Source organism: Spinactinospora alkalitolerans (assembly GCF_013408795.1).
GTDB lineage: Bacteria > Actinomycetota > Actinomycetes > Streptosporangiales > Streptosporangiaceae > Spinactinospora > Spinactinospora alkalitolerans.
This window is the reverse complement of record NZ_JACCCC010000001.1, coordinates 3,500,283-3,522,354: the sequence shown is the minus strand read 5'-3', so window position 1 is coordinate 3,522,354 and position 22,072 is coordinate 3,500,283. Positions and strand designations below refer to the sequence as shown.

Below are 22,072 nucleotides of genomic sequence, written 5' to 3'. Positions count from 1 at the left end.
GACTCCTTCCCCGAGCTTCCCTTCGATTTCGTTTGGAGTGTGTGCAGTGCGCGCTATGACATCCCACAACGGTGCCGCGTTCCGTTGGCCCGACGGTGTGCGGGCCGCGGCGTCCTTCACCTTCGACGTCGACGCGGAGTCGTGCGTGCTGGTGCACGATCCAGCCGCGTCCGGTCGCATGTCGCTGATGGGCCACCAGTCCTACGGTCCGCGAGTGGGAGTCCCCCGGCTGCTGCGCCTGCTGGAGCGTCAGGAGGTGCGGGCGACGTTTTTCGTGCCCGGGTTCACCGCCGAGTGCTACCCCGACATCGTCCGCGCCATCATTGACGGCGGGCACGAGATCGGCCACCACGGCTACCTGCACGAGAGGATGCAGGGGATCGATGCGGTCACGGAGGCCGGCTACCTGGACCGCGGCCTTGACGCGCTGGAGCGCGTCTGCGGAGAGCGGCCCGAAGGCTACCGCGCGCCGTGGTGGGAGATGAACTGGCACACCCCGCGCCTGCTGGCGGAGCGGGGGTTCGGCTATGACTCCAGCCTGCTCGACGACGACATGCCTTACCGCATGGCGGTGGTCGGGCCGGGATCGGCGTCGATGATCGAGATTCCGGTGGATTGGGCGCTGGACGACTGGGAGCAGTACGCCTTCTACCCGGGGTGGACCGGCAGCGGTGTGATCGAGAGTCCGGAGAAGGCCCTGGAGATGTGGCTGCTCGAGGCGCGGGCGCGGCACGCCGAGGGCGGCTGCTTCGTGCTGACCAACCATCCGTTCCTGTCGGGGCGTCCGGCCAAGGCCCACGCCCTTGAACGACTGATCGAGCAGGTCAAGCATCTGGACGGGATGTGGGTCGCACCGCTGCGTGAGATCGCCGCGCACGCTGAGAGGGTGTGCGGTCCGGCGCGCGTGCATGAACGGCTGCGGGCCGAGGCCTCCCCCGCGCCCGAGTCCAGGTGATGTGCCCGCCGCGCGAGGGTCTCCCGGCTCTCGCGCGGCGTTGGCGGGATGGCGGGGCCTCTTCTTGCTCCCCGGGCCTCGGAGGCCCGCGAAGAGAGTCGAGTCCTCCGCGTGCCGCCGGGACCGCATCCCTGTGACGGACGACCCGCCCTCGCCGGCCGAGCACCCGCCGACCCGATTCATGATTTTCCGGTGGCTCCGGGCTTGGTGGCGCCGAGGCGTTCCGAGACCGCGTGGGCCGTGTCGCGCACCACCTCGGCCAGCTGGCCGCGCAGTTCGGGGGAGACTCGGAAGCTGGGAGCGGAGAGCAGGACCGCGGCGACGATCCCTCCCCGGTGGTCCCGGACCGGTGCGCTGATGCCGACCTCTTCGACAGAGGTTTCCCCTGCGTTGACAGCCACTCCGCTGGCCCGCACCGCGGCCAACCGGTTCAGGTACTGCTGGATCGCGTGCTCGTCGCGGTGGGCGCCCTGCAGCAGCCCGCGCTCCAGCAGCTCGCGCACCCGGCCCTCCGGCATCTCGGAGAGGAAGACCTGGACCGAGGAGCTCGCCGATGTCGAATAGCGTGTTCCGATGGGCACGGTGTGTTTGACCTGCTTGGGACTGGACACCTGCTCGACGGTGACGGATTCGTGTCCGCTCCACACGGCCAGGGCGCTGGTTTCCTGGGTACGCTCGGTGAGCTCGGCCAGTGCGGGATGGGCGAGGCGGCGCACATCGAGGTTGGCCAGCAGCGGCCCGGCCAGGCCGATCAGCCCCAGGCCGAGGCGGAACCGGCCGCTCTCGAAGTCGCGCACGACGAGGTCCTCGTGCTCGAGCTGACCGAGAATCCGGGAGACCGTGCTCTTGTGCAGATTGACCCTCTGGGCGATCTCGGTGACGCCCAGAGCCGGTTCTCCGACGGAGAAGGCGCGCAGGACCCGGATTCCGTTGTGTAGCACCGATGGGGGATTCCGGTGCTCGTGCCGCTCGGGCTCATCGCTGTGTGTCATGGTGGTGCGAGCTCCTCCGCCTCAGGTTATCCGTGCGCGCCGTGCCCCAGCGGGAGCCGAAGCGCGCGGAAACCTGAGGGGTTCCGCGCGCTTCGGAGCGTCGTCGATCGATCAGGCGTCGATGATGTTGTGTTCAGGGCCGTAAGGGAATCCGGTGATGTTCTCCGCGCCGTCCTCGGTGATCACGAGGATGTCATGCTCGCGGTACCCGCCCGCCCCGGGCTTTCCTTCCGGGATCATGATCATCGGCTCCATCGACACGACCATGCCCGGCTCCAACACGGTCTCGATGTCCTCACGCAGTTCCAGGCCGGCCTCCCGACCGTAGTAGTGGGACAGCACACCGAAGGAGTGCCCGTAGCCGAAGGTACGGTTGCCGAGCAGCCCTTCGGCCTCGTAGATCGTGTTCAGCTCGGCGGCGATGTCCCGGCACACCGCGCCGGGCCGGATGAGCTTGAGCCCGCGCTCATGGACCGCCGTGTTGACCTTCCAGTAACGGAGGTGGTCGGCGCTGGGCTCACCGTAGAACAGAGTACGCTCCAGCGCGGTGTAGTAGCCGGCGATCATCGGAAAGCAGTTCAGACTGAGGATGTCGCCGCGCCGCACCTCGCGCGAGGTGGGCCAGTTGTGCGCACCGTCGGTGTTGACGCCGGACTGCAGCCACACCCAACTGTCGCGTAGCTCCGCGTGAGGGAACGTCCGCGCGATCTCGCGGACCATCGCCTGAGTTCCGGCCAACGCGATCTCGTACTCCGGCACACCGGCGGCGACCGCCTCGACCACCGCCGTTCCCCCGAGGTCGGCGATGCGCGCGCCCTCCTTGATCAGCGCGATCTCCTCCGCCGATTTGACCATCCGCTGCGCCATGGTCGCTGCGGACACGTCGACGAGCTCGAAGCCCGGCAGGGCGTCGGCGATCTGGGCGCGCAGCAGCGGAGGGATGTGGTCGTCCTCCACTCCGAGTCGACCGCTCCGCACGTCTGCGTCGCCGAGCACGGTGGTGACCGCGTGCGTGAAGTTGTCCCGTCGCCAGTCGGTGTAGACGACATTGTCGCCGAAGCTGCGTCGCCATGGCTGGCCGGCGTCGATGTTCGCCGAGATCGTCACGTGCCGATCCGCGGTGACCACCAGCGCGTAGTTACGGCCGAACGCGGTGTAGAGGAAGTCGCTGTAGTAGTTCACGTTGTGATAGCTGGTGAACACCACGGCGTCGACGCCGATTCGGCTCATCTGCTCGCGCAGCCCGGCCACTCGGCGCTCCATCTCCGCAGGGGAGAATGTCGGCTGCGTCCGCTGGCCGTTGTGGATCCTCTTCAGCCGTTCCATGTTCATCGAGGGACTCCTTGTCCGTGTGTGAGCGGGATGGGAATGCGGGGTGTCGCTCCTGTGGTCATCCCCGCCGTTCCTGCGGCAGGAGCGAATGGAAGATCCGATGCGCGGCGGGCATGCAGACCACCCCGACGGCGCCGGCGGCGGCGAGGTACCAGGCCGGGGCGATCGAGCTGCCGCTGATGTGAATGAGGAAGGTCGCCATGAACGGCGCCGTCCCACCGAACAGCGCGTTGGCGGTGTTGAAGCTGAACGCGAACCCGCTGTAGCGCACGCGGGTGGGGAACAGGTCGCAGAGGTAGGACGGCAGGGTCCCGTCGTTCATGCTGAGCAGTACGCCCAACCCGAGCTGGATGAGTGCCATGCCGACGACGCCGGTGACACCGAGCAGGAGGAAGGCGGGCACGGAGAACACCGCGAACAGCGCTCCGGCCGCAGCGAGCATCGCGGGGCGGCCGACGCGGTCGGAGAGCCGACTCATAGCGAACACCGATGCGATGTATCCGCAGAGGGCCACGGTGGTGGACAGGAAGGACGTTGTCGCCTCGACGCCCAGCTCGGTCGACAGGTAGGTCGGCATGTAGGTGAGCAGAGTGTAGAACCCGACGGCGTTGAGGCAGGTGGCGCCGAATGCGACGACGATGGCGCGCCTGTTGTCGCGAAGTGTCTCGGTCATGGGGGCGTGGGCCGGTGGTTCGGCCTGCCCCAGCGCGCGGAATTCCGGTGTGTCCTCAAGCTTGACCCGGATGTAGCGGCCGATGAGGCCGAGCGGAGCGGCGAGCAGGAACGGCAGCCGCCATCCCCATGAGGCCATCTGATCGGTCGACAGGACCGCCGTGAGTGCGGTGACCAGTAGCGATCCCAGCAGCAGACCCGTCGCCGTGCTGGCCGGGACAACGCCGGCGTAGACCCCGCGGCGGTGGCGCGGCGCGTATTCGTACAGGAACGCGGCCGCCCCCGCGTACTCACCGGCCGCCGAGAAGCCCTGCACCATCCGGACGGCCAGAAGGAGGACAGGGGCCATGAGGCCGATCTGCTCGTATCCGGGGAGCAGCGCGATCACGAAGGTCGCCGCCGACATGATCAGGATCGACAGGGACAGTGCTGTGCGCCTGCCGATCCTGTCCCCGAAGTGGCCCCAGACGATGCCGCCGACGGGGCGGATGACGAAGGACAGCGCGAAGATGCCGAAGGTGGCGAGCAGGCCCGCCGTCGGCGAGGACTGCGGGAAGAACACCACGGAGATGGTCGCGGCGAGGTAGCCGTAGACGGCGTAGTCGAACCATTCGACGAAGTTCCCGATGAAGCTCGCCGCCACGACGCGGCGCAGTGTGGCTGAGCGCTGATTCTCGGCGCTTGCACTGGAGCTGGTTCCGGTCATGGCCACCATTCCTCGGTGGGACGTGCTGACGGGCCGGTGGAGTCCGGCTGGCATCGGTGGTTGACATGGGGAGTCGGCGGTGGCCACGCCTGGACATGCAAGTGCAGTAGTGAATGCAACTGAGTTGCATTAACCGCAACATAGATGTCTCGCATTGACGTGTCAAGGGTCACACCTCAGATCGGCCTTCCGTGTCAGATGATTCTGATCTCCGCTGCTCTCAGTCGGACTGGCTGAGACGCCTCGGTGTCGGTGAAGCCATTGATGGCGGTGTCGAGTCGTCGGTGTGATTGATTTCGGCAACACCGTTGCATTGAATGGGACGGTGTTGCATGCTGTGGCTCACACCGCCGCGGTGTCCCCCGGTCCGGCCCGGCCTTTCTTCCGGCCCTCTCAGCCTCCTCGGCCCTGCTCATCCCGCACGTCGTCCGACCGCAGCGCTGCCGCGGCAGCGCGGAACGGAGATCCGCATGACCCCGTCCACACCGAACACGGCAACGGACCCGCTGTCCCTTGGGCTCTCCGAACTGGATCCCGAGGTGGCGGCCGCCGTCGGCGCCGAACTGGATCGCCAGCGGAGCACGTTGGAGATGATCGCCTCGGAGAACTTCGCGCCGCGGGCCGTGCTCGAAGCGCAAGGGTCGGTGCTGACCAACAAGTACGCCGAGGGCTACCCCGGGCGGCGCTACTACGGCGGCTGCGAGCACGTCGACGTCATCGAGCAGCTCGCGATCGACAGGGCCAAGAAGCTCTATGGGGCGTCCTTCGCCAACGTGCAGCCGCATTCGGGTGCGCAGGCCAATGCCGCTGCGATGTCCGCGCTGCTCAAGCCGGGGGACACGATCATGGGTCTGGACCTGGCCCACGGTGGCCACCTCACCCACGGCATGCGGATCAACTTCTCGGGCAGGCTCTACAACGTCGTTCCCTACCGCCTGCGCGACGAGGACCACCGCGTCGACATGGACGAGGTGGCCCGGCTGGCCGGTGAGACCAGGCCGCAGCTGATCATCGCGGGCTGGTCGGCCTACCCGCGCCGACTCGACTTCGCGTGGTTCCGCGAGATCGCCGACGAGGTCGGCGCGTACCTGATGGTGGACATGGCGCACTTCGCCGGACTGGTCGCCGCGGGCCTGCACCCCAATCCGGTACCGCATGCCCACGTTGTCACCACGACCACGCACAAGACCCTCGGCGGACCGCGCGGCGGTGTGATCCTGTCTCGCGACGAGGAATTCACCAAGAAATTCGACTCAGCGGTCTTTCCCGGCCAGCAGGGCGGTCCGTTGGAGCATGTCATCGCGGGCAAGGCGGTGCTGTTCAAGATCGCGGCCACCGAGGAGTTCGCCGACCGGCAGCGCCGCACGCTGACGGGGGCGCGGATCCTCGCCGGTCGGCTGCTGGCCGAAGACACGGCAAAGGCCGGGGTGCGGTTGGTCAGCGGCGGGACCGACGTCCACCTCGTCCTGGTCGATCTGCGCGATTCCGAACTGAACGGCCGGCAGGCCGAGGACCGGCTGCACGAGATCGGCATCACCGTCAACCGCAATGCGGTCCCCAACGACCCGCTTCCACCGATGGTGACCTCCGGTCTGCGCATCGGCACCCCCGCGTTGGCCGCACGCGGATTCGGTGAGGAGGAGTTCGCCGAAGTCGCCGACATCATCGCGCAGGCCCTGCTCCCCGGATTCGACGATGCGGCCGGCGAGTCGCTGCGGCGACGCGTGGCGGCCCTGGCCGCCGCACACCCGCTGTACCCGAATCTGAACGGAGGGTTCTGATGGCATCCCGATGCCCGGGAGCCGATCTCCCCGAACACCCGGACCGGCTGTGGCGCACTCCCGATCCCAAGCGGGCCTACGACGTCGTGATCGTCGGCGCCGGAGGCCACGGACTGGCCACGGCGTTCTACCTCGCCCGCAACCACGGCATCACCAATGTCGCGGTGCTCGAACGCGGCTGGCTCGCGGGCGGCAACATGGCGCGCAACACCACGATCATCCGATCCAACTACCTCTGGGATGAGAGTGCCGGGCTGTACGAGCACGCGTTGAAGCTGTGGGAGGGACTGGAGGCCGAACTCGACTACCCGCTGCTGTTCAGTCAGCGAGGCGTGCTCAACCTCGCCCACTCGCTCCAGGATGTCCGCGACAGCGTCCGGCGGGTCAACGCCAACAAGCTCAACGGGGTGGACGCCGAATGGCTGGACCCCGAGCAGGCCAAGGAGGTCTGCCCGATCCTCAACATCTCCCCTGACGTTCGCTACCCGGTGCTGGGCGCGACCTACCAGCCGCGTGCGGGCATCGCCAAGCACGACCACGTCGCATGGGGCTTCGCCCGTGCCCTGGACCGCATGGGCGTCGACCTCGTCCAGGACTGCGAAGTCACCGGTATCGACCTGGTCAGAGATCGCGTCGTAGGGGTCCGGACCAGTCGGGGGCCCATCCGGGCCGGCAAGGTCGCCCTCGCCGCCGCGGGCCACACCTCCGTGCTGGCCGACACCCTGGGGCTGCGGCTGCCGCTGCAGAGCCATCCGCTGCAGGCCCTGGTCTCCGAACTGCTCGAACCGGTGCATCCGACCGTGGTGATGTCCAACGCGGTGCACGTCTACGTCAGCCAGGCGCACAAGGGCGAACTCGTCCTCGGCGCCGGCATCGACTCCTACAACGGCTACGGCCAGCGCGGCTCGTTCCACATCATCGAGCGGCAGATGTCGGCGGCCGTCGAGCTTTTCCCGATGTTCTCCCGCGCCCACGTGCTGCGGACCTGGGCCGGGATCGTCGACGTCACCCCCGACGCCTCCGCGATCGTCGGGCCCACCCCCTTCACCGGCCTCTACGTCAACTGCGGCTGGGGGACCGGAGGGTTCAAGGCGACCCCCGGTGTGGGCTGGTGCTTCGCCCACACCATCGCCCACGATGAACCGCATCCGCTCAACGCGCCGTTCTCCCTCGAGCGTTTCACGACCGGCGCTCTGGTCGACGAGCACGGCGCGGCCGCCGTCGCCCACTGACTCACCCAGCGAGGAGGACCACCATGATGCTCATCCCCTGCCCGTACTGCGGGCCGCGTGACGAGACCGAGTTCCACTGCGGCGGCCAGGCGCACGTGAACCATCCCAATGACCCGCACGCGGTGTCCGACGAGGAATGGGCCGACTTCCTGTTCTTCCGAGCCAATCCCAAAGGTGTCTTCGCCGAACGCTGGGTGCACGCCGCCGGATGCCGCCGCTGGTTCAACGTGCGGCGCGACACCGTGACCAACGACATCCAGTCCAGCTACCGCATCGCAGAGCCGGGGACGGTGAACGAGTGAACGACACCTCATCGAACCGGTCGGCGCGGCTGCCGGCCGGCGGGCGCATCGACCGCGGGCATCCGCTGCGCTTCGCCTTCGACGGTCGCGAGTACCACGGCTGCGCGGGCGACACGCTGGCTTCGGCGCTGCTGGCCAACGGTGTCCACCAGGTCGGGACGAGCATCAAGTACGGACGACCGCGCGGGATCTTCGCGGCCGGGGCCGAAGAGCCGACCGCCCTCGTCCAGATCGAACGGCCGTTCCCCGAGCCGATGCTGACCGCCACCACGGTGGAGCTGCGCGACGGCCTCGAAGCGAGCGGGCTCCCGGGGCAGGGCAGGGTCGCCGCCGAAGCCGACCCCGCGCGCTACGACTCCACGCATGCGCACTGCGACGTGCTCGTCGTCGGCGCCGGTCCGACCGGCCTTGCCGCAGCCCGGACCGCTGCGGGAAGCGGTGCGAGGGTGGTCCTCGCCGACGCCGACACGGAATTCGGCGGCGCGCTGCTGGGTGCCACCGAAGAGCTTAACGGCGCGCCCGCGATGTCCTGGGTGGAGCGGATCACCGCCGAACTCGCGGCGCACGACGAGGTGCGACTGCTTCCCCGGACCACGGTGCTCGGGTACTACGACGACAACTACCTGATCGCCGTCGAGAAACGCGGGGAGGAGGCGGAAGCCACATCCCGGCAGCGGGTCTGGCGCATCCGGGCGCGCGAGGTCGTGCTGGCCACCGGAGCCCACGAGCGGCCGCTGGTCTTCGCCGGCAACGATCGCCCGGGGACGATGCTGGCCGGAGCGGCCCGCACCTACCTCAACCGCTACGGGGTCCGGCCCGGTCACAGAGTGGTGGTGTTCACCACCAACGACAGCGCCTACGCCGCGGCGTGCGAGCTGGCCGATGCGGGCGTGGAGATCACAGCGCTCGTCGAAGCCCGGCCGACCGCTCCGGTGCACTGGGCCACCGAATGCGCGCGGCGCGGCATTGAACCGCTCGCAGGCCACGCCGTCGTTGGTACCAGCGGTAAGAGCCGGATCATCGGCGTCCGCGTCGCGGGTACGGCTCCCGACGGAGCCCCGATCGGCCCGCAGCGGGAGATCGACTGCGACCTGCTGCTGGTGTCGGGGGGCTGGAATCCGGCCGTCCACCTGCACAGCCAGGCTCGCGGTGCGCTGCGCTACGACGAGGGGATCGGCGCGTTCGTCCCTGCCGGGACCCGGGCGGCCGCGCGCTCCGCAGGAGCCGCGCGGGGACGGTTCGGCACGGGGGAATGCCTCTCCGACGGAGTCGAGGCGGGCGCGGACGCCTGCCGGAGCCTCGGTTTCTCGGTTCCGCGAGTAGAGGTCCCCATCGCCGCGCCCGTCCCCGTCGAACCGCCGTTGTGCCTGTGGTCGGTCGCCGACCCCGGGGACGCCGAGCCCTGGACCACCCACTTCGTCGACCTGGCCCGCGACGCCACCCTCGCTGACGTCCGGCGCGCCACCGGAGCGGGCCTGCGCTCGGTCGAGCACGTCAAGCGCTACACGACGATCGGCACCGCCCATGACCAGGGCAAGACGTCGGGAACACTGGCCACCGGCGTCATCGCCGAGGCGCTGGGAGACGACATCACCGCACTTGGCACGACCACATTTCGCGCCCCCTACACCCCCATCGCCTTCGGCGCTCTCGCCGGGCGGGACCGGGGCCCCCTCTACGACCCGATACGCGTCACCGCCATGCACGACTGGCACGTCGATCAGGGGGCGCCCTTCGAGAACGTCGGCCAATGGAGACGCCCGTGGTACTTTCCGCGGTCCGGTGAGGACATGACTACGGCGGTGCTGCGGGAATGCCGCGCCGCCCGGGAGTCCGTCGCGATCCAGGACGTCTCCACGCTCGGCAAGATCGACGTGCAGGGTCCCGACGCCGCTGAATTCCTCGACCTCGTCTACACCAACATGATGAGCACCCTCAAGGTCGGCCGGATCCGCTACGGCCTGATGTGCAAGGCCGACGGCATGGTGTTCGACGACGGGACAGCCATCCGTCTCGGGGACGAGCACTACCTGATCACCACGACCTCCGGCAACGCAGCCGCTGTGCTCGAATGGCTGGAGGAATGGCTCCAGACCGAGTGGCCGCACCTGCGGGTCCATCTGACCTCCGTTACCGAGCAGTGGGCGACGGTGGCTCTGGTCGGCCCGCGTTCACGCGAGGTCCTCGCCCGGGTGGCGCCCGGCCTCGACGTGTCCAACGACGCCTTTCCGTTCATGTCATGGCAGGACGGTCTCGTCGCGGGCCACCGGGCCAGGGTCTGTCGGATCAGCTTCTCCGGTGAGCTGGCCTATGAGGTCAATGTCTCCTGGTGGCACGGCCGTGAAGTCTGGGAGGCACTCATCGACGCAGGGAAGCCGTTCGGCATCACCCCCTATGGCACGGAGGCCATGCACGTTCTGCGTGCGGAGAAAGGGTTCCCGATCATCGGCCAGGACACCGATGGCACGGTCGCCCCGCAGGACCTCGGCATGGATTGGGCGGTGTCCAAGAAGAAGGCCGACTTCATCGGCAAGCGCTCCTTCTCGCGCCCGGACAACCTGCGCCAGGACCGCAAACAGATGGTGGGCCTGCTGCCGGCCGACCTGGAGCTGGTACTGCCTGAGGGCTCCCAACTGGTCGAGACCCCCGAGCCCGGTCCGCCCCCGGTGCCGATGCTGGGGCACGTCACCTCCAGCTACCGCAGTGCCGCGCTCGGACGCGGCTTCGCCCTGGCGATGGTCAAGAGCGGCCGGGCCCGGATCGGCGAGACCGTGTACAGCCCGGTGGGTGACCGGCTCGTCCCGGTCACCATCACCGACACGGTGTTCTACGACAAGGAAGGAGCCCGCCGCGATGGCTGAGGCGCGCGGACAGAGTCCTCTGGGCGGCGTCTACGCCGACGTGCTTGAGCAGGGGTCGGCGACCGGTCAGGTGTGGTTCGCCGAGCTCCCGTTCCAGACCCAGATCGGCCTGCGGACGGACCCCAAGGGCCCGGCCGTCGAACGGATCGGCGCCGCCATCGGCGCGACGCCGCCGACCGAACCCGGGGAGGTCGCCGTCGCCGGGGAGCTGAGTGTCCTCTGGATGGGGCCGGACGAATGGCTCGTGGTCGGACCGGAGAGGGCGCACCGACACGTCCAATCCGCCCTGCGCTCGGCCCTCGGCGACGAACATGGCGCGGTGACCGATCTCTCCGCGCATCGGACGACCATCGCGGTTCGGGGACCTCGTGCTCGAGACGTCCTGAGCAAGGGATGCGCCATCGACCTGCACCCGCGCAGGTTCGGCCGGGATCGCTGCGCTCAGACCCTGCTGGCCCGTGCCCAGGTGATCCTCGTCTGTCTGGACCAGGACATTCCCGACTACCGGCTGCTGGTCCGCTCATCCTTCGCCCGCTACGTCGCCGACTGGCTCACCGACGCCGCAGCCGAGTACCGGGAGCATGGAGCGGGCGCATGAGCATCAGTGTCTTGGATCTGTTCTCTGTGGGCATCGGTCCCTCGAGTTCACACACGGTCGGTCCGATGCGGGCGGCGAAGACGTTCGTCTCCCGGTTGCGCGACGAAGGCCGGCTGCCAGAGGTCGCCCGGGTGGCGGCGGAGCTGTTCGGCTCGCTCGGGGCGACCGGGCACGGACACGGCAGTCCGAAGGCGGTGCTGCTGGGATTGGAGGGGCACAACCCCGAGACAGTCGATCCGGCGGCGGTGGAGGAACGAGTGGCCGAGGTCCGCTCCACCGGCCGGGTCCGGCTGGACGGCGTACACGAGATCCGGTTCGCCATCGACCGCGACCTGGTGATGCACCGGCGGGGATCCCTGCTGCGCCATCCCAACGGGATGCGTTTCAGTGCGACGGACCGCGCCGGGGCCGAGGTGCTGACGGCCGAGTACTACTCGGTGGGCGGCGGCTTCGTCGTCGGTGACGAAGCCGCCGGGGTGGACCGGGGCAAACCCGACGAGACACCGCTTGCCCTGCCATTTGGCACCGGCGCGGAGCTGCTGGCACGCACGGCCGAATCGGGTCTGCCGATCAGTGGTGTGATGCTGGCCAACGAGCTGGCGTGGCGCGACAAGGAGGCAGTGCGCAAGGAGCTGCTGCACATCTGGGCCGTCATGCGCGAGTGCGTGGCGAACGGTTGCGCCAACACCGGTGTGCTCCCCGGCGGGCTGAAGGTGCGCCGCAGGGCCGCGACGCTGCGGCGTGGCCTGACCGGGCAGGACGACCCGATGGAGTGGGTGACGTTGTTCGCGCTCGCGGTCAACGAGGAGAACGCGGCGGGCGGGCGCGTGGTGACCGCACCCACCAACGGCGCGGCCGGCATCGTCCCGGCGGTGCTGCACTACTACACGCGATTCGTTCCGGGATCGGACGAAAACGGTGTGGTGCGCTTCCTGTTGACCGCCGGCGCGATCGGTGTGCTGTTCAAGAAGAACGCCTCGATCTCCGGCGCGGAGGTCGGCTGCCAGGGCGAGGTCGGTTCCGCGTGCTCCATGGCGGCCGCCGGCCTGGCCGAGGTCCTGGGCGGCACGCCCGAGCAGGTGGAGAACGCCGCCGAGATCGCAATGGAGCACAATCTGGGACTGACCTGCGACCCCGTCGGCGGCCTGGTGCAGATTCCGTGTATCGAGCGCAACGCCGTCGCCTCGGTGAAGGCGATCACGGCGGCCCGGATGGCCCTGCGCAACGACGGCGACCACATCGTGTCCCTGGACAAGGTCATCAAGACCATGCGCGACACAGGCCGGGACATGAAGACCAAGTACAAGGAGACGGCAAGAGGAGGACTCGCCGTCAACGTCATCGAGTGCTGACGGCTTCGGCGCAGGCCCTGGAAACCGCACGGTTCACGGGGCCTTCCGGGATTTCGATCTTCGACGCAGGCCGCCCTCGATCGCGTACCCCTGGTTACCACCCATCAGGTCAGGGGCCTCGGCGCCGCCCCGAGGCATATTCGAGACTCGACTTACGATTAATTGCGCCCGCCGACTGGGCTCCTATTCTCTTTCGTGCTTTAGGCGAGGTTGACAGCGGCTGCGGTAGGCGTCCCGGTCGAGGCCGGGGCGGGCCTGTCAAGTCAAGGACTCTGTCTCACTTTCGGTGGTGACGGAGCGTTCGCTGATGACACGATGAGCCACGTGTAGTGTCAACTGGCTTGTGAGCACGGTGTTTTCAGGGCTGTCGGACCTGGTTATCGAGGATGTCGTGGATGAGGGGGACCGGATCCGGGTACGGGCCCGTACCCGGGACGGCCCGGCCGCCGGGTGCTGTCGGCTCTGGCCGTGGAGGTCTCCCGACATACCGCCCTGCGGCTGCTGCTGCGCCTGCCGCTACCGCCGCTGCGGGTGCCCAGGGTGCTGGGGGTGGACGACGTTTGCCCTGCGCCGGGCGCCACCGCTACGCCACCGTCCTGATCGACGCGCAAGACCCGCGAGCGTATCGACGTTCTGCCCGACCGCAGGGCCGACACCCTCGAGGCGTGGCTGCGCGCGCACCCCCGAACCGGACCGGTTGCGCCGGGCCCCGCAATACCGGCCCACCCTGGTCGATCCCTGCCGCGAGTACCTGCGGCAACGCCGCACCGAAGACCCCGCCGTGCCCTGCTGCGCTTGTTCAAGGAGATCAAGGCCCTCGGCTACCAGGGCAGTCTCAACCTGCTCTACCGCTACATCGACCAGGGCCGCCTGCAGGCCGACCGGCCGCCCACCTCGCCGCGCCGCCTGGCCGAACTGATCCTGGCCGACCCCGCACGGCTCCCCGCCCAGCAGCGCGGCCTGGTCGGACGCCTTACCGCCGCCTGCCCGCAGATGAGTGCCCTCGCCGAGCACGTCCGCTCTTTCGCGCGCCTGCTCACCCCCCACCCGGGACAACGCCGAGCGCCTGCAGGAATGGATCACCACGGTGCGCGCCGGCGACCCATCGCGACAGGTCTGTGCCCTTGGGGAAGTACTGGCGCAGCAGTCCGTCGGCGTTTTCGTTCGCGCCCCGTCGCCAGGGGCTGTGCGGGTCGGCGAAGTAGACCTGCAGCCCGGTGTCGATGCGGGGTTGGGCATGCCGGGCCGGCTCCTTGCCGCGGTCCCAGGTCAGCGAGCGGCGTAGTTGCTCGGGCAGCGTGGTGATCGCACCGGTGATCGCGGCCTTCACGGCCTCGGCGCCGCGGCCGGCCAGCGCCGTGCCGTTCTTCATCGACCGGCGGATCAGGGGAGCGGTGACCGTGACGGTTCCCAGGCATCGGATGGACCCGGATCGTTCCGATCAGACAGCCCGCGTTGTCCGTCAGGCCGCGTCCAGGCTGACCAGCTTGTTCTCAACCGAGCCCGTTGCACATGCGCGCTGACGGCAGCGCAAGGACGACCACTGCCGCGGTGCGGTATGTCGGCTCGGTGACCAGGCGCGTGTACAGACCGCTGACCCAGCCGGGGCGCAATCCGGCGCCGTCGGCGCGGTGAGTCGAAAATGCTTCACGACCTGCGCCAATGCGCCAATGCGCCACTTTATTGAGCCTGGCGACGAGGTTGACGTCAAGACGGCCTCGCCCGAACTCGGTTACTCCGCCACCTTCTTCACCCAGGATGCCTACCAGACGGTGTTCCCCGAGGTCGCCTGCACCGCCACCCTGGTCCCCTGCGTCTCGCCGCACCGGCACCCGGTAACGGGGGCACACGGCCCCGTGGCGGTCCCCGGGAGGGGCGCGGGGCCGTTGGCGTGGAGGCGCCGATCGCCGCTGGCTGCGTGCCGGATGCCGTTGTGACGGCGATAGGACCTGGTTCGATGGGGTTCTTCGCGCTGAGATTCGGCTAGCGAGTCAACATGGAGCCAACAGGCCCGACAAAACGAGCACCTTGAAGGAATCTGGTGAATGCTATAGGCCGATGACCTGAGAAAATGGGGTGCACCTGACAGGATTCGGACTTGCGACCGTCGGATCAGAAGTCCGCTCTGAGAGCGTCAGTGTCAAACAATATAGCTACCTGGTCTTTGTTGACCCGATAGCGTGAGCCAATGCTGTTTTCGTTCCGCCGTGTGCGTCCGCAACTACCGAACACCAACGGAGCCACGCCATCCGGGGCCACCATGTATTACCGCCTCAACCCCCTTTCACCTGTTTTCTTGGTCGATCCAGGTGCGGATGATCGTGTGGTTGCGCCGGGCGGCCCCGGTTCTTCGTTGACGTGAACGAGGAGCCGGGGGCGCGGGGGCGCAGCCGGCCGAGGGGCGGGAGACGGCCGTGCCGCCGGCCGGATGGGGGAGTGGTCCCGGAATTGAGCGTCTGAGGGGCGGTCTGTCGGGAGCAGGCGGAAGCTGCGGGGCTCGTTCCGTGCAGCCGTCCGGCCTGCATGCCATGGAATTATGCGGTGGTGAGGTCTGTCTGCCGGAGCCGGTCCTGGGCGTGCACGTATCCCTGGGCCGTGAACAGGTCCTCGGCGGTGTCGGCGTAGAGCTGGGGGATGCCGTGGGAATCGCGGTACACGGTCACTTCGGCGCTGAGCCCGGGCAGCGCCAGTTCCCCGTCGTAGTCGGGAAACGGTCGCTGAACAGTGAAGACAGCGACTCCGGCTGCGACGAGGACCAGGACGGCGAGCCCGGCGAGCAGGCCTAGCGCCCAGCGCTTCAGGCGGGATCGAGGAGTGGACATGGGATGACCTTAGGGTCACCCGGCCACGGTAGAACCCGTTGCAGATATCGCTTCCGCAACACCGGCCGGTCCCGGACACTTCCGGCGGGTTCCCGGACACATGCCGGCGAATGCTGCGGGGTCGCACATGCCCTGCAGGGGAGAGGCTGCGGGGGTGCAGGAGTTGACCTCGGCGTTCAGACCATCGGATTAAAAGTCCGCTCCGGTCGTGATGCTCGACGGGTTCTCATGGTCTTCGTGTCGTTTTGTCCATTGCTGTGAGTGTTCTGGTGCCGGGGCGTGCCACCGTGTGCCGGGCGGGTGCGGAACTTACGAGCACAAGCGGAGCAAAGGAGTCCTGCCTACCGGGCTTGACCGGCATGTCGGGGCTGCGCATAAGCGAGATCTCCGGTAGAAGAATCAACGACCAAGAAGACCGTCTACGCGGAGACCCCGGTGGCCAGGGGATCGATCGGAGGGCGCAAAGACCTCACCGACGGGCAGTGACGTGTCCTGGAACCGCTGCTGCTCCGCAGGCCCCGGTGCGGCAGGCCACAGTTCGCGCGGGTACTGGAGCAGATCCGCAACGGCCGCAGCGGGTCGGGGCGCCCGCGCACTCGCCCCGACCGGGTGCTGGCCGACAAGGCCTACTCCTCCTGGCCCAGCCGGGCCTCACTGAGGCGACGCAGGATCCCGGCGACCATCACCGAGCCCGCCGACCAGCGGGCCCACTGCAGGGCCCGGGGGGTCGGCGGGCGGCAGGCCGCCGGCCTTCAATGCGGACCTGCGCCGGCTGCGCCACGCGGTGGAGCGCGGGGTGTCCTCATCGGTGTCGCTGCTCCTGCACGGACGCACGGTTACGGTCGGGGGGCGGCTGCGGGTGCCTGCTAGCCCTCCCAGCACTCGATGATGGACATGTTGTCGTAGGTGCGGTAGATCCAACCGCGCTCGACGTGCCGGTAGGACCACACCCAGACCGGCGCCTCGCCGCGGGGGTTTTGACCCTGGACGAGGTCGCCGGGTTGCTGATACGCGATGTCGCCCGAATCGAGCTGGATCTTCGTCGTCTTGAGCACCCGGAAATGGCACTGTTGAACAGCTGCCTGTGTGGTGGTGTTGCGCTGGTCCGAAGTCGCCGGCGCGTCGCTCGCGCCGGCGGGCGCCGGCGTCGACAGCACCGCCGCGCACCCGATGACCACGGCGGCGGTGCGGAGATGTGTTCGTTTCACCATCTTCGGTCCCCCTCTCCGCCCGTGTTCAAGGGCAGTTCAGGTAGTTGGAGTGGATGAAGACCCCGTCTGCGACGCGGGGGATACTGCCGCCGCGCCAGTAGCCGTCGCGGACCTTGGCGTCGAACCGGGTGCCCGCGTTCACCCAGCCCTGGATCTCGCCTCCGCGGCTCGGTGCTTGGGAGTAGTAGGGGACGACGTCGGTCTTGACGTAGCATGTCTCGGCCGGTGCCGCGCTGCTCATGGCGGTCCCGGCGAACGCCGCCGCGGCCGCCAGTGTCATCGCGGCGGCCGTACGGCCTGTTCGGGGCGCGAGCCTGTTCATCGAATGGTCCCCTCCGGTTCGGATGAGTCAGCCACAGTTCAGGCGCACCGTCCTGCTGAAGTGGACCGGGTAGTCGAATCCGGTCGGACTCGTCGCATACAGGGCAACGCGGTGATCGTGTTCGCCGCTGCAGTTGTAGTCGTTGAGGACGCGGTGCGTGCTGCCGTACCAGTTGACAGTGTCGTCGGGGTTCCAGCCGTCCCAGCGCGAGCTTTGCAAGGTGGCTGAGAAGGTCCATCCGTTGCTGCATCCGTAGCTGGTCACGTCCGCCTTGACCGTGGTACCGACGCGGTAAGGAGTACCGGCCATCGGTGCGCAGTCGGCGATCGCCTGTGCAGCGTTCGCGGTCCCAACGCCTTGGGCGGCAACCGGCTCCGACGCGTAGGCCGCGGTTGGCACGGCCGCGGCCAGCCCTGCGAGCATGGCTACGGCCGGTATTGCAGTGGCTTTCGGGTGAAGTCGCATCTCTGTCTCCTTGGACGAATGCGGTCGCGGATGCCGGTCTCCGGCACCCGATGTGGCCGGCACATCACCTGTAACTTTCAGATCACCTTCAAAACTGGTTTCAGGTACATGGCCATTGGGGCTAAAGGTAGAGCGAAGCCGGCGCACTGGTCACCACAATTAGAGGAATATCGAACTGTCCGCCGTCACCGTGTTCATCATCTTCGGCCGCCTGGCAACCCTCCGCAGAGGGAGAAGCCCCAGCGCTGCGGTGACCGCATTATGGGCAATTAACCGAAACCGCCGAGATTGTGCGGCACCAGGCTGTGCACCAAAGAGATCCCGTTGCTGCCAATGTGGGGTCTCAGGAGTTCCTTGGCGGTTTGCCGTCGGGAGACGCTTGACGCTTCTCCCGGGTGCCCATAGCTCGGACGTGGAGCCGGGTGAGGGGGCCGGGGTCCTTGCGGGGTCGGACCGCGATCTCTTCTTCCCCGTGAAGGACCCGGAGGTGGATGTCCTCGACAACGACGGTGACAAGCTTTCCGGCGTGGCGCGGACCGAGCTTGATGCACTGGTCGGCGACCGACGTCCGGTCACTGGCATGAACTTTGCGCCGGGCACGCAGGGAACCGGCGGGCAGCGGTGGAGGCGGAAGCGCACCGGCAGCACGGGGCATGTTGGTCACGCTGTCACCTGCCAGGGCAACACGCCCCACGAGAGGTTTCGCGCGGAGGTCTCCTGCTACGACGGCCGCCCCAGAGGTTATTCCCATACCCACTACGGCAACTGGGTCAGCACCGGTCACACCTCGGTCGCGTGGTGCGCCGCGGGCGACGCCACCGGCTCGTACCCGTTCTGGGGCGCCGACACGTAAAACCCGGTGACCGGATAGGCCGATCCCGGACATCTGGAGATCTGGGGACTCGACCCACCGGTCCCGCGCTATCAAGCGTCCATTCGCCGACACAGCAAGGCGGCGACCGCTGGATTCATTGAAAGAGCGCTGGATTCAAGCGGTTCACAGCCGCATTGCAACCGAGAATTATAGAATGGTTACGGGGAGGAAGGGCTCGCTATGCGCGCAGCGGCCGGGCGGGCTCCGTGGCGGTCGCCTTGAGTCGAGCGCCCTTCGGCCGCGGGGAACGGCGGCGCGGCCCGACGCCGCAGCCGACGAGTAGCGCCAGAAGGGTGGTCCGAGTGAAATCCAGCCAGTCGTGCACCCGCGTGGACTTCGCAAGCATCGCAACGATCCGCGTCGGTGTCACCTTCAACCTCTACGCCAGCGTGTTCGCCCTGGCCTGCGACGGCATATGCGCCGTGCGCGGGACAGCTGCGCGCTCGCCCGCGGCGGTGATGGTGGACTCGCTGCCTGTGGCGTCCAAGCGTGCGCTTCTGCCGATCGTGGCCCGAGGCCACTCACTCTCTCCCGACTGCCTCACCCCCGGTATCCCCACGCGCGATAGCCCGCTGGCCGAGGAGTTGGACCGGCTCCGCTCTCTGAGCCGCGACGACGTGCGCAGCGACCTCGAACGCACCTTCGCCGACACGGGGGTGCCCGCACATTGGCTGCCGGTGTGGCGGAATCCGCGCCGCTGGGTCGAAGAGGTGACCTTCGCCTTCGACCACATCGGCACCTACCTGGAAGGCACCTGGAGGCGCAGCACCGGCCAGCGCGAACGCGAGGCCCAGCGAATCGGGACTGCCGTGGCCCGCGGCGGGATCGACGTCGCTCTGGCCGCCGCTCACCCTCGCGGTCGGCTGCGTGGCATGAGCCTGCAATTCCCGGACTCCGATCCGGTCCAGTTGAGCGCGGATGGCCGCTGGATCGTGCTGACTCCCATGGTCGGACGGCCGCGGTCGGCGCCCTGCAATCTCGACCGCCCCGATGTCCTGTGGTTCGGCTATCCACTGGACGGGCCGTGCGAGGAGGCCGAGCACGCGCGCTCGTGCGCCGAGCTCGACGCGCTGCTCACACCGATCCGTGCCCACCTGCTGCGCTGCCTGGACCGCGAACTTCCAATGAGCGCCGTTCCCGCCCTGCTCGCTTGCAGCCCGCCCACCGCGACCCATCACTGCGCGCAGCTCGCCAAGGCCGGGCTGATTCACCGCCACCGGCGGGGGCGCTCAGTGAGCATCGCCCGCACTCAGAGGGGCGATCTGTTGCTGGAAGCCTATTCGGCGAGGCCATAGCGCACGATAGCCTGCGGCGACTAAGTGTGCATCTGCCGGAGTCGGGCTGCACCCGGGGCCGGGGTTTCTGCTTGAGGTGTTCGTAGGAGTCTGCCCACTGAGTGCGCCGTGGGGGGGGCGATCGTAGTCGTAGTAGTCCTCCCACTCGCGGAGCCGGTCGTTGAAGAGGCCGGTGTCGTCGACGACAACCCCCTTGTTGGGTTTGCGCGGTGGTGTGATCGCCTGGTCGGGTGGTCGCGCCGCAGCCCGAGGTAGCCGTCGTCGAGCAACACCTCCACCTGTAGGAAGTGGCAAAAGCAGGCGGCGATGCCCGTGAGGCGGGCCGCGGTGGCGCCGTGCATCCGCCCGGGGCGCAGGGCATCGGTCCACAACGTGCGCCCGCGCTCGTCGGCGATGACGGTGGCCTCCATGGTGTTCTGCTTCTTCTTGCCCGAAACGAAGGCGCGGCTCCCGCTCCGGCCGCCCGTTGTCCTGCGCCGCCTCGCGCCTCGTTGCGGCGCCCTTCAACACGCGCCTGCCAGGGGGCTGCCGACTCGTTGACGAGTTCGCCGAGATGATCCTGCGAGATCCCGGTGAGCCACCGGTGGGCGAGGAGGGCGCGATCCACCGTGATCGTCACGGTCGGATCATGCCATCTTCGGCGACTGCAACAATCCCGTCCGCTATCACGCACCAGCTCGTTAACCAGCCGCCGGTGTCGAAGAGCACCTGCGCGTTCGCAATTTCCGCTTTTTCCTCCCCATCCGGCGACAGCGCAGGTAATCTGGTCCGACCTCGTGACCCGCGACGAGCCTATTGCCATCCCCTGGCAGAAAGGTCGCCGACGATGACCGGATACGCCGTCGTGGACGTGGAGACGACCGGGATCACTCCCGCCGGCCGCCACCGCGTGGTCGAGATCGCCGTGGTCCACCTGGACGAATCCGGCGCCAGCACCACCGAGTGGACCACCCTGATCAACCCCCATCGCGACCTCGGCGCCGGCCACATCCACCGGATCCGCGCCCGCGACGTCCGCAACGCCCCCGAGTTTCAGCATGTCGCCGGGGAACTGGCCGACCTGCTCACCGGCCGCGTGGTAGTCGCCCACAACCTGGCCTTCGACACCCGCTTCCTCGTTGCCGAATACGCCCGTATGAGTATCGACGTCCCCTTGGCCACCACGACCGGGCTGTGCACGATGGCCATGGCGCGGCGCTACCTACCAGCCGGGCATCAGCGCTCCCTCGCAGGCTGCTGCCGTGTCGCCGGCGTCCCTTTGACCGACGCGCACAGTGCGCTCAGCGACGCGCGTGCGGCGGCCGGACTGCTGCGCCACTACCTGGCCCTGGCCCCCGACCCCCGGCCGTGGTCCGACCTGCTGCGCACCTGCGCCACCTTCGACTGGCCATCACTGCCGCGCACCGTCTTCACACCGGTGACACGCTCCTCGGCCGACGAGCCCGAGAAGCACTTCCTGGACCGGATCGTCGAACGGCTACCCGTCGATGCAGGCGAGGCCGGCGTCGAGCCATACCTCGCGGTGCTTGACCGGGCGCTGCTCGACCGCCATCTCTCGGCCACCGAGTCCGACGAACTGGTGGACACCGCTCGCTACCTCGGACTCTCACGTGAGATAGTCGCGACGGCCCACCGCCGCTACCTGGCCGCGCTGGCCGACGCCGCCTGGGAGGACGGCACCGTCACCAGCGACGAGGCAGACGATCTGCGCGGCGTCGCCGGAATGCTCGGCCTTGCGCCGGGGGCCGTGAAGGACGAGTTGCGCCGCGCCGAGGCCGTGCGTTCCGCGGTCGGTACCGTTCCTTCCACGGCCCCGGCCGCATCGCGGTGGGCTCTGCAACCGGGCGATCAGGTCGTGTTCACCGGCGCCAGTCGGCGCAGCAGGGACGAGTGGCACGCATTGGCGGCGGCAGCGGGTCTCGTGCCCAAGGAAGGGGTAACTAAGAAGACCCGGGTCGTGGTCGCGGCCGACCCGGACTCGCTGTCCGGCAAAGCACGGACGGCGCGCGACCGCGGCATTCCGGTCATCACTGAGGACGCCTTCGAAAAGTTCGTAGATGACATGGGTTGATCCGATCGGCTCTCTCGTCTGGCGGACGCTACGCGGATTCCCGCGTTCCGGGGGACGAATCAAACTGCGGCTGCATCGAGGTTGACTTCGAACAGTTCGGAGGGGCTTTCCTTGGAACCGGGGTTGCGTGATTCCGGCTCGGTTACGTCGATGTCTTGACGGGGCCGTTCATCAGGGTGAGGTTCAACGTGTAGCCGAGCCCGCCCTCCTCTTCCACCTGGACCGAGGC

Annotated in this window: 19 protein-coding genes and 2 pseudogenes; 13 read left to right on the top strand and 8 right to left on the bottom strand. The window is 68.3% G+C overall.

Annotated elements, in window-relative coordinates:
• The first annotated feature begins 55 nt into the window (after positions 1-55).
• A complete protein-coding gene (locus tag HDA32_RS15645; protein ID WP_179643894.1) occupies positions 56-955 on the top strand; it encodes a polysaccharide deacetylase family protein in 900 nt (299 codons plus the stop codon).
• A gap of 179 nt (positions 956-1,134) precedes the next feature.
• On the opposite strand, the gene HDA32_RS15640 is transcribed toward HDA32_RS15645, so the two are convergent.
• The 3 genes from HDA32_RS15640 to HDA32_RS15630 form a co-directional block, all read right to left on the bottom strand.
• A complete protein-coding gene (locus tag HDA32_RS15640; protein ID WP_179643893.1) occupies positions 1,135-1,947 on the bottom strand; it encodes an IclR family transcriptional regulator in 813 nt (270 codons plus the stop codon).
• A gap of 111 nt (positions 1,948-2,058) precedes the next feature.
• Positions 2,059-3,279 carry an aminopeptidase P family protein gene (locus tag HDA32_RS15635; RefSeq protein ID WP_179643892.1) on the bottom strand — a complete coding sequence of 407 codons (1,221 nt, stop codon included), beginning with the start codon at positions 3,277-3,279 and terminating at the stop codon, positions 2,059-2,061.
• Between the two features lie 58 nt (positions 3,280-3,337).
• The gene (locus tag HDA32_RS15630; RefSeq protein ID WP_218882482.1) at positions 3,338-4,657 is read right to left on the bottom strand and encodes an MFS transporter; all 1,320 of its coding nucleotides are present in this window, start codon (positions 4,655-4,657) and stop codon (positions 3,338-3,340) included.
• Positions 4,658-5,127: 470 nt separating this feature from the next.
• On the opposite strand from HDA32_RS15630, the gene glyA reads away from it, so the two are divergent.
• The 7 genes and pseudogenes from glyA to HDA32_RS30770 all read left to right on the top strand — a co-directional run.
• A complete protein-coding gene (glyA, locus tag HDA32_RS15625; protein ID WP_179643891.1) occupies positions 5,128-6,438 on the top strand; it encodes a serine hydroxymethyltransferase in 1,311 nt (436 codons plus the stop codon).
• Positions 6,438-7,670, top strand: coding sequence for a sarcosine oxidase subunit beta family protein (locus tag HDA32_RS15620; protein ID WP_179643890.1), 1,233 nt, complete (start codon positions 6,438-6,440; stop codon positions 7,668-7,670). Before glyA ends, HDA32_RS15620 begins: the two co-directional genes overlap by 1 nt.
• Positions 7,671-7,693: 23 nt before the next feature.
• Positions 7,694-7,972 (top strand): sarcosine oxidase subunit delta, encoded by a 279-nt coding sequence (locus HDA32_RS15615; RefSeq protein ID WP_179643889.1) that lies wholly within the window; start codon positions 7,694-7,696, stop codon positions 7,970-7,972.
• Positions 7,969-10,833, top strand: a complete 2,865-nt coding sequence (locus tag HDA32_RS15610; protein WP_312863199.1) for a sarcosine oxidase subunit alpha family protein — start codon at positions 7,969-7,971, stop codon at positions 10,831-10,833. The genes HDA32_RS15615 and HDA32_RS15610 overlap by 4 nt, the downstream gene beginning before the upstream one ends.
• Positions 10,826-11,431: a sarcosine oxidase subunit gamma gene (locus HDA32_RS15605; protein WP_179643887.1), complete on the top strand. Its 606-nt coding sequence runs from the start codon at positions 10,826-10,828 to the stop codon at positions 11,429-11,431. The genes HDA32_RS15610 and HDA32_RS15605 overlap by 8 nt, the downstream gene beginning before the upstream one ends.
• Complete coding sequence (locus HDA32_RS15600) at positions 11,428-12,783, top strand: L-serine ammonia-lyase (protein WP_179643886.1); 1,356 nt, start codon at positions 11,428-11,430, stop codon at positions 12,781-12,783. Before HDA32_RS15605 ends, HDA32_RS15600 begins: the two co-directional genes overlap by 4 nt.
• 474 nt (positions 12,784-13,257) lie before the next feature.
• Positions 13,258-13,885: pseudogene (locus HDA32_RS30770) on the top strand (transposase); the annotation flags it as partial.
• On the opposite strand, the pseudogene HDA32_RS15595 reads toward HDA32_RS30770, so the two are convergent.
• A pseudogene (locus HDA32_RS15595) lies at positions 13,886-14,152 on the bottom strand (IS30 family transposase); the annotation flags it as partial.
• Here HDA32_RS15595 and HDA32_RS30765 point away from each other — a divergent pair.
• The gene (locus HDA32_RS30765) at positions 14,082-14,306 is read left to right on the top strand and encodes a hypothetical protein (protein ID WP_246334367.1); all 225 of its coding nucleotides are present in this window, start codon (positions 14,082-14,084) and stop codon (positions 14,304-14,306) included. The pseudogene HDA32_RS15595 and the gene HDA32_RS30765 sit on opposite strands and share 71 nt — an antisense overlap.
• A gap of 147 nt (positions 14,307-14,453) precedes the next feature.
• Positions 14,454-14,720: a hypothetical protein gene (locus HDA32_RS15590; RefSeq protein ID WP_179641197.1), complete on the top strand. Its 267-nt coding sequence runs from the start codon at positions 14,454-14,456 to the stop codon at positions 14,718-14,720.
• Between the two features lie 597 nt (positions 14,721-15,317).
• Here HDA32_RS15590 and HDA32_RS15585 read toward each other — a convergent pair.
• The 4 genes from HDA32_RS15585 to HDA32_RS15570 all read right to left on the bottom strand — a co-directional run bounded on the left by HDA32_RS15585 (position 15,318) and on the right by HDA32_RS15570 (position 17,561).
• On the bottom strand, positions 15,318-15,605 hold the full coding sequence (locus HDA32_RS15585; protein ID WP_179643885.1) for a penicillin acylase family protein: 288 nt from the start codon (positions 15,603-15,605) through the stop codon (positions 15,318-15,320).
• Between the two features lie 866 nt (positions 15,606-16,471).
• Positions 16,472-16,816, bottom strand: coding sequence for a hypothetical protein (locus HDA32_RS15580; RefSeq protein WP_179643884.1), 345 nt, complete (start codon positions 16,814-16,816; stop codon positions 16,472-16,474).
• 25 nt (positions 16,817-16,841) lie between these two features.
• Positions 16,842-17,096, bottom strand: coding sequence for a hypothetical protein (locus HDA32_RS15575; RefSeq protein WP_179643883.1), 255 nt, complete (start codon positions 17,094-17,096; stop codon positions 16,842-16,844).
• Between the two features lie 69 nt (positions 17,097-17,165).
• The gene (locus HDA32_RS15570) at positions 17,166-17,561 is read right to left on the bottom strand and encodes a hypothetical protein (protein WP_179643882.1); all 396 of its coding nucleotides are present in this window, start codon (positions 17,559-17,561) and stop codon (positions 17,166-17,168) included.
• 514 nt (positions 17,562-18,075) lie between these two features.
• On the opposite strand from HDA32_RS15570, the gene HDA32_RS15565 reads away from it, so the two are divergent.
• The 3 genes from HDA32_RS15565 to HDA32_RS15555 all read left to right on the top strand — a co-directional run bounded on the left by HDA32_RS15565 (position 18,076) and on the right by HDA32_RS15555 (position 21,843).
• Positions 18,076-18,456 (top strand): hypothetical protein, encoded by a 381-nt coding sequence (locus HDA32_RS15565; RefSeq protein ID WP_179643881.1) that lies wholly within the window; start codon positions 18,076-18,078, stop codon positions 18,454-18,456.
• A 323-nt stretch (positions 18,457-18,779) separates the two neighbouring features.
• On the top strand, positions 18,780-19,772 hold the full coding sequence (locus tag HDA32_RS15560) for an ArsR/SmtB family transcription factor (RefSeq protein WP_179643880.1): 993 nt from the start codon (positions 18,780-18,782) through the stop codon (positions 19,770-19,772).
• An 826-nt stretch (positions 19,773-20,598) separates the two neighbouring features.
• Positions 20,599-21,843, top strand: a complete 1,245-nt coding sequence (locus tag HDA32_RS15555; protein ID WP_179643879.1) for an exonuclease domain-containing protein — start codon at positions 20,599-20,601, stop codon at positions 21,841-21,843.
• Positions 21,844-22,072 lie beyond the last annotated feature (229 nt).

Bases quoted from the DNA above. Each gene is read 5' to 3' on its own strand.
- HDA32_RS15645 (WP_179643894.1), top strand. From the start codon at position 56: ATGACATCCCACAACGGTGCCGCGTTCCGTTGGCCCGACGGTGTGCGG.
- HDA32_RS15580 (WP_179643884.1), bottom strand. From the start codon at position 16,816: ATGGTGAAACGAACACATCTCCGCACCGCCGCCGTGGTCATCGGGTGC.
- HDA32_RS15640 (WP_179643893.1), bottom strand. From the start codon at position 1,947: ATGACACACAGCGATGAGCCCGAGCGGCACGAGCACCGGAATCCCCCA.
- HDA32_RS15635 (WP_179643892.1), bottom strand. From the start codon at position 3,279: ATGAACATGGAACGGCTGAAGAGGATCCACAACGGCCAGCGGACGCAG.
- HDA32_RS15570 (WP_179643882.1), bottom strand. From the start codon at position 17,561: ATGCTCGCAGGGCTGGCCGCGGCCGTGCCAACCGCGGCCTACGCGTCG.
- glyA (WP_179643891.1), top strand. From the start codon at position 5,128: ATGACCCCGTCCACACCGAACACGGCAACGGACCCGCTGTCCCTTGGG.
- HDA32_RS15600 (WP_179643886.1), top strand. From the start codon at position 11,428: ATGAGCATCAGTGTCTTGGATCTGTTCTCTGTGGGCATCGGTCCCTCG.
- HDA32_RS15555 (WP_179643879.1), top strand. From the start codon at position 20,599: ATGACCGGATACGCCGTCGTGGACGTGGAGACGACCGGGATCACTCCC.
- HDA32_RS15620 (WP_179643890.1), top strand. From the start codon at position 6,438: ATGGCATCCCGATGCCCGGGAGCCGATCTCCCCGAACACCCGGACCGG.
- HDA32_RS15585 (WP_179643885.1), bottom strand. From the start codon at position 15,605: ATGTCCACTCCTCGATCCCGCCTGAAGCGCTGGGCGCTAGGCCTGCTC.
- HDA32_RS15615 (WP_179643889.1), top strand. From the start codon at position 7,694: ATGATGCTCATCCCCTGCCCGTACTGCGGGCCGCGTGACGAGACCGAG.
- HDA32_RS15630 (WP_218882482.1), bottom strand. From the start codon at position 4,657: ATGACCGGAACCAGCTCCAGTGCAAGCGCCGAGAATCAGCGCTCAGCC.
- HDA32_RS15590 (WP_179641197.1), top strand. From the start codon at position 14,454: ATGCGCCACTTTATTGAGCCTGGCGACGAGGTTGACGTCAAGACGGCC.
- HDA32_RS15575 (WP_179643883.1), bottom strand. From the start codon at position 17,096: ATGACACTGGCGGCCGCGGCGGCGTTCGCCGGGACCGCCATGAGCAGC.
- HDA32_RS15605 (WP_179643887.1), top strand. From the start codon at position 10,826: ATGGCTGAGGCGCGCGGACAGAGTCCTCTGGGCGGCGTCTACGCCGAC.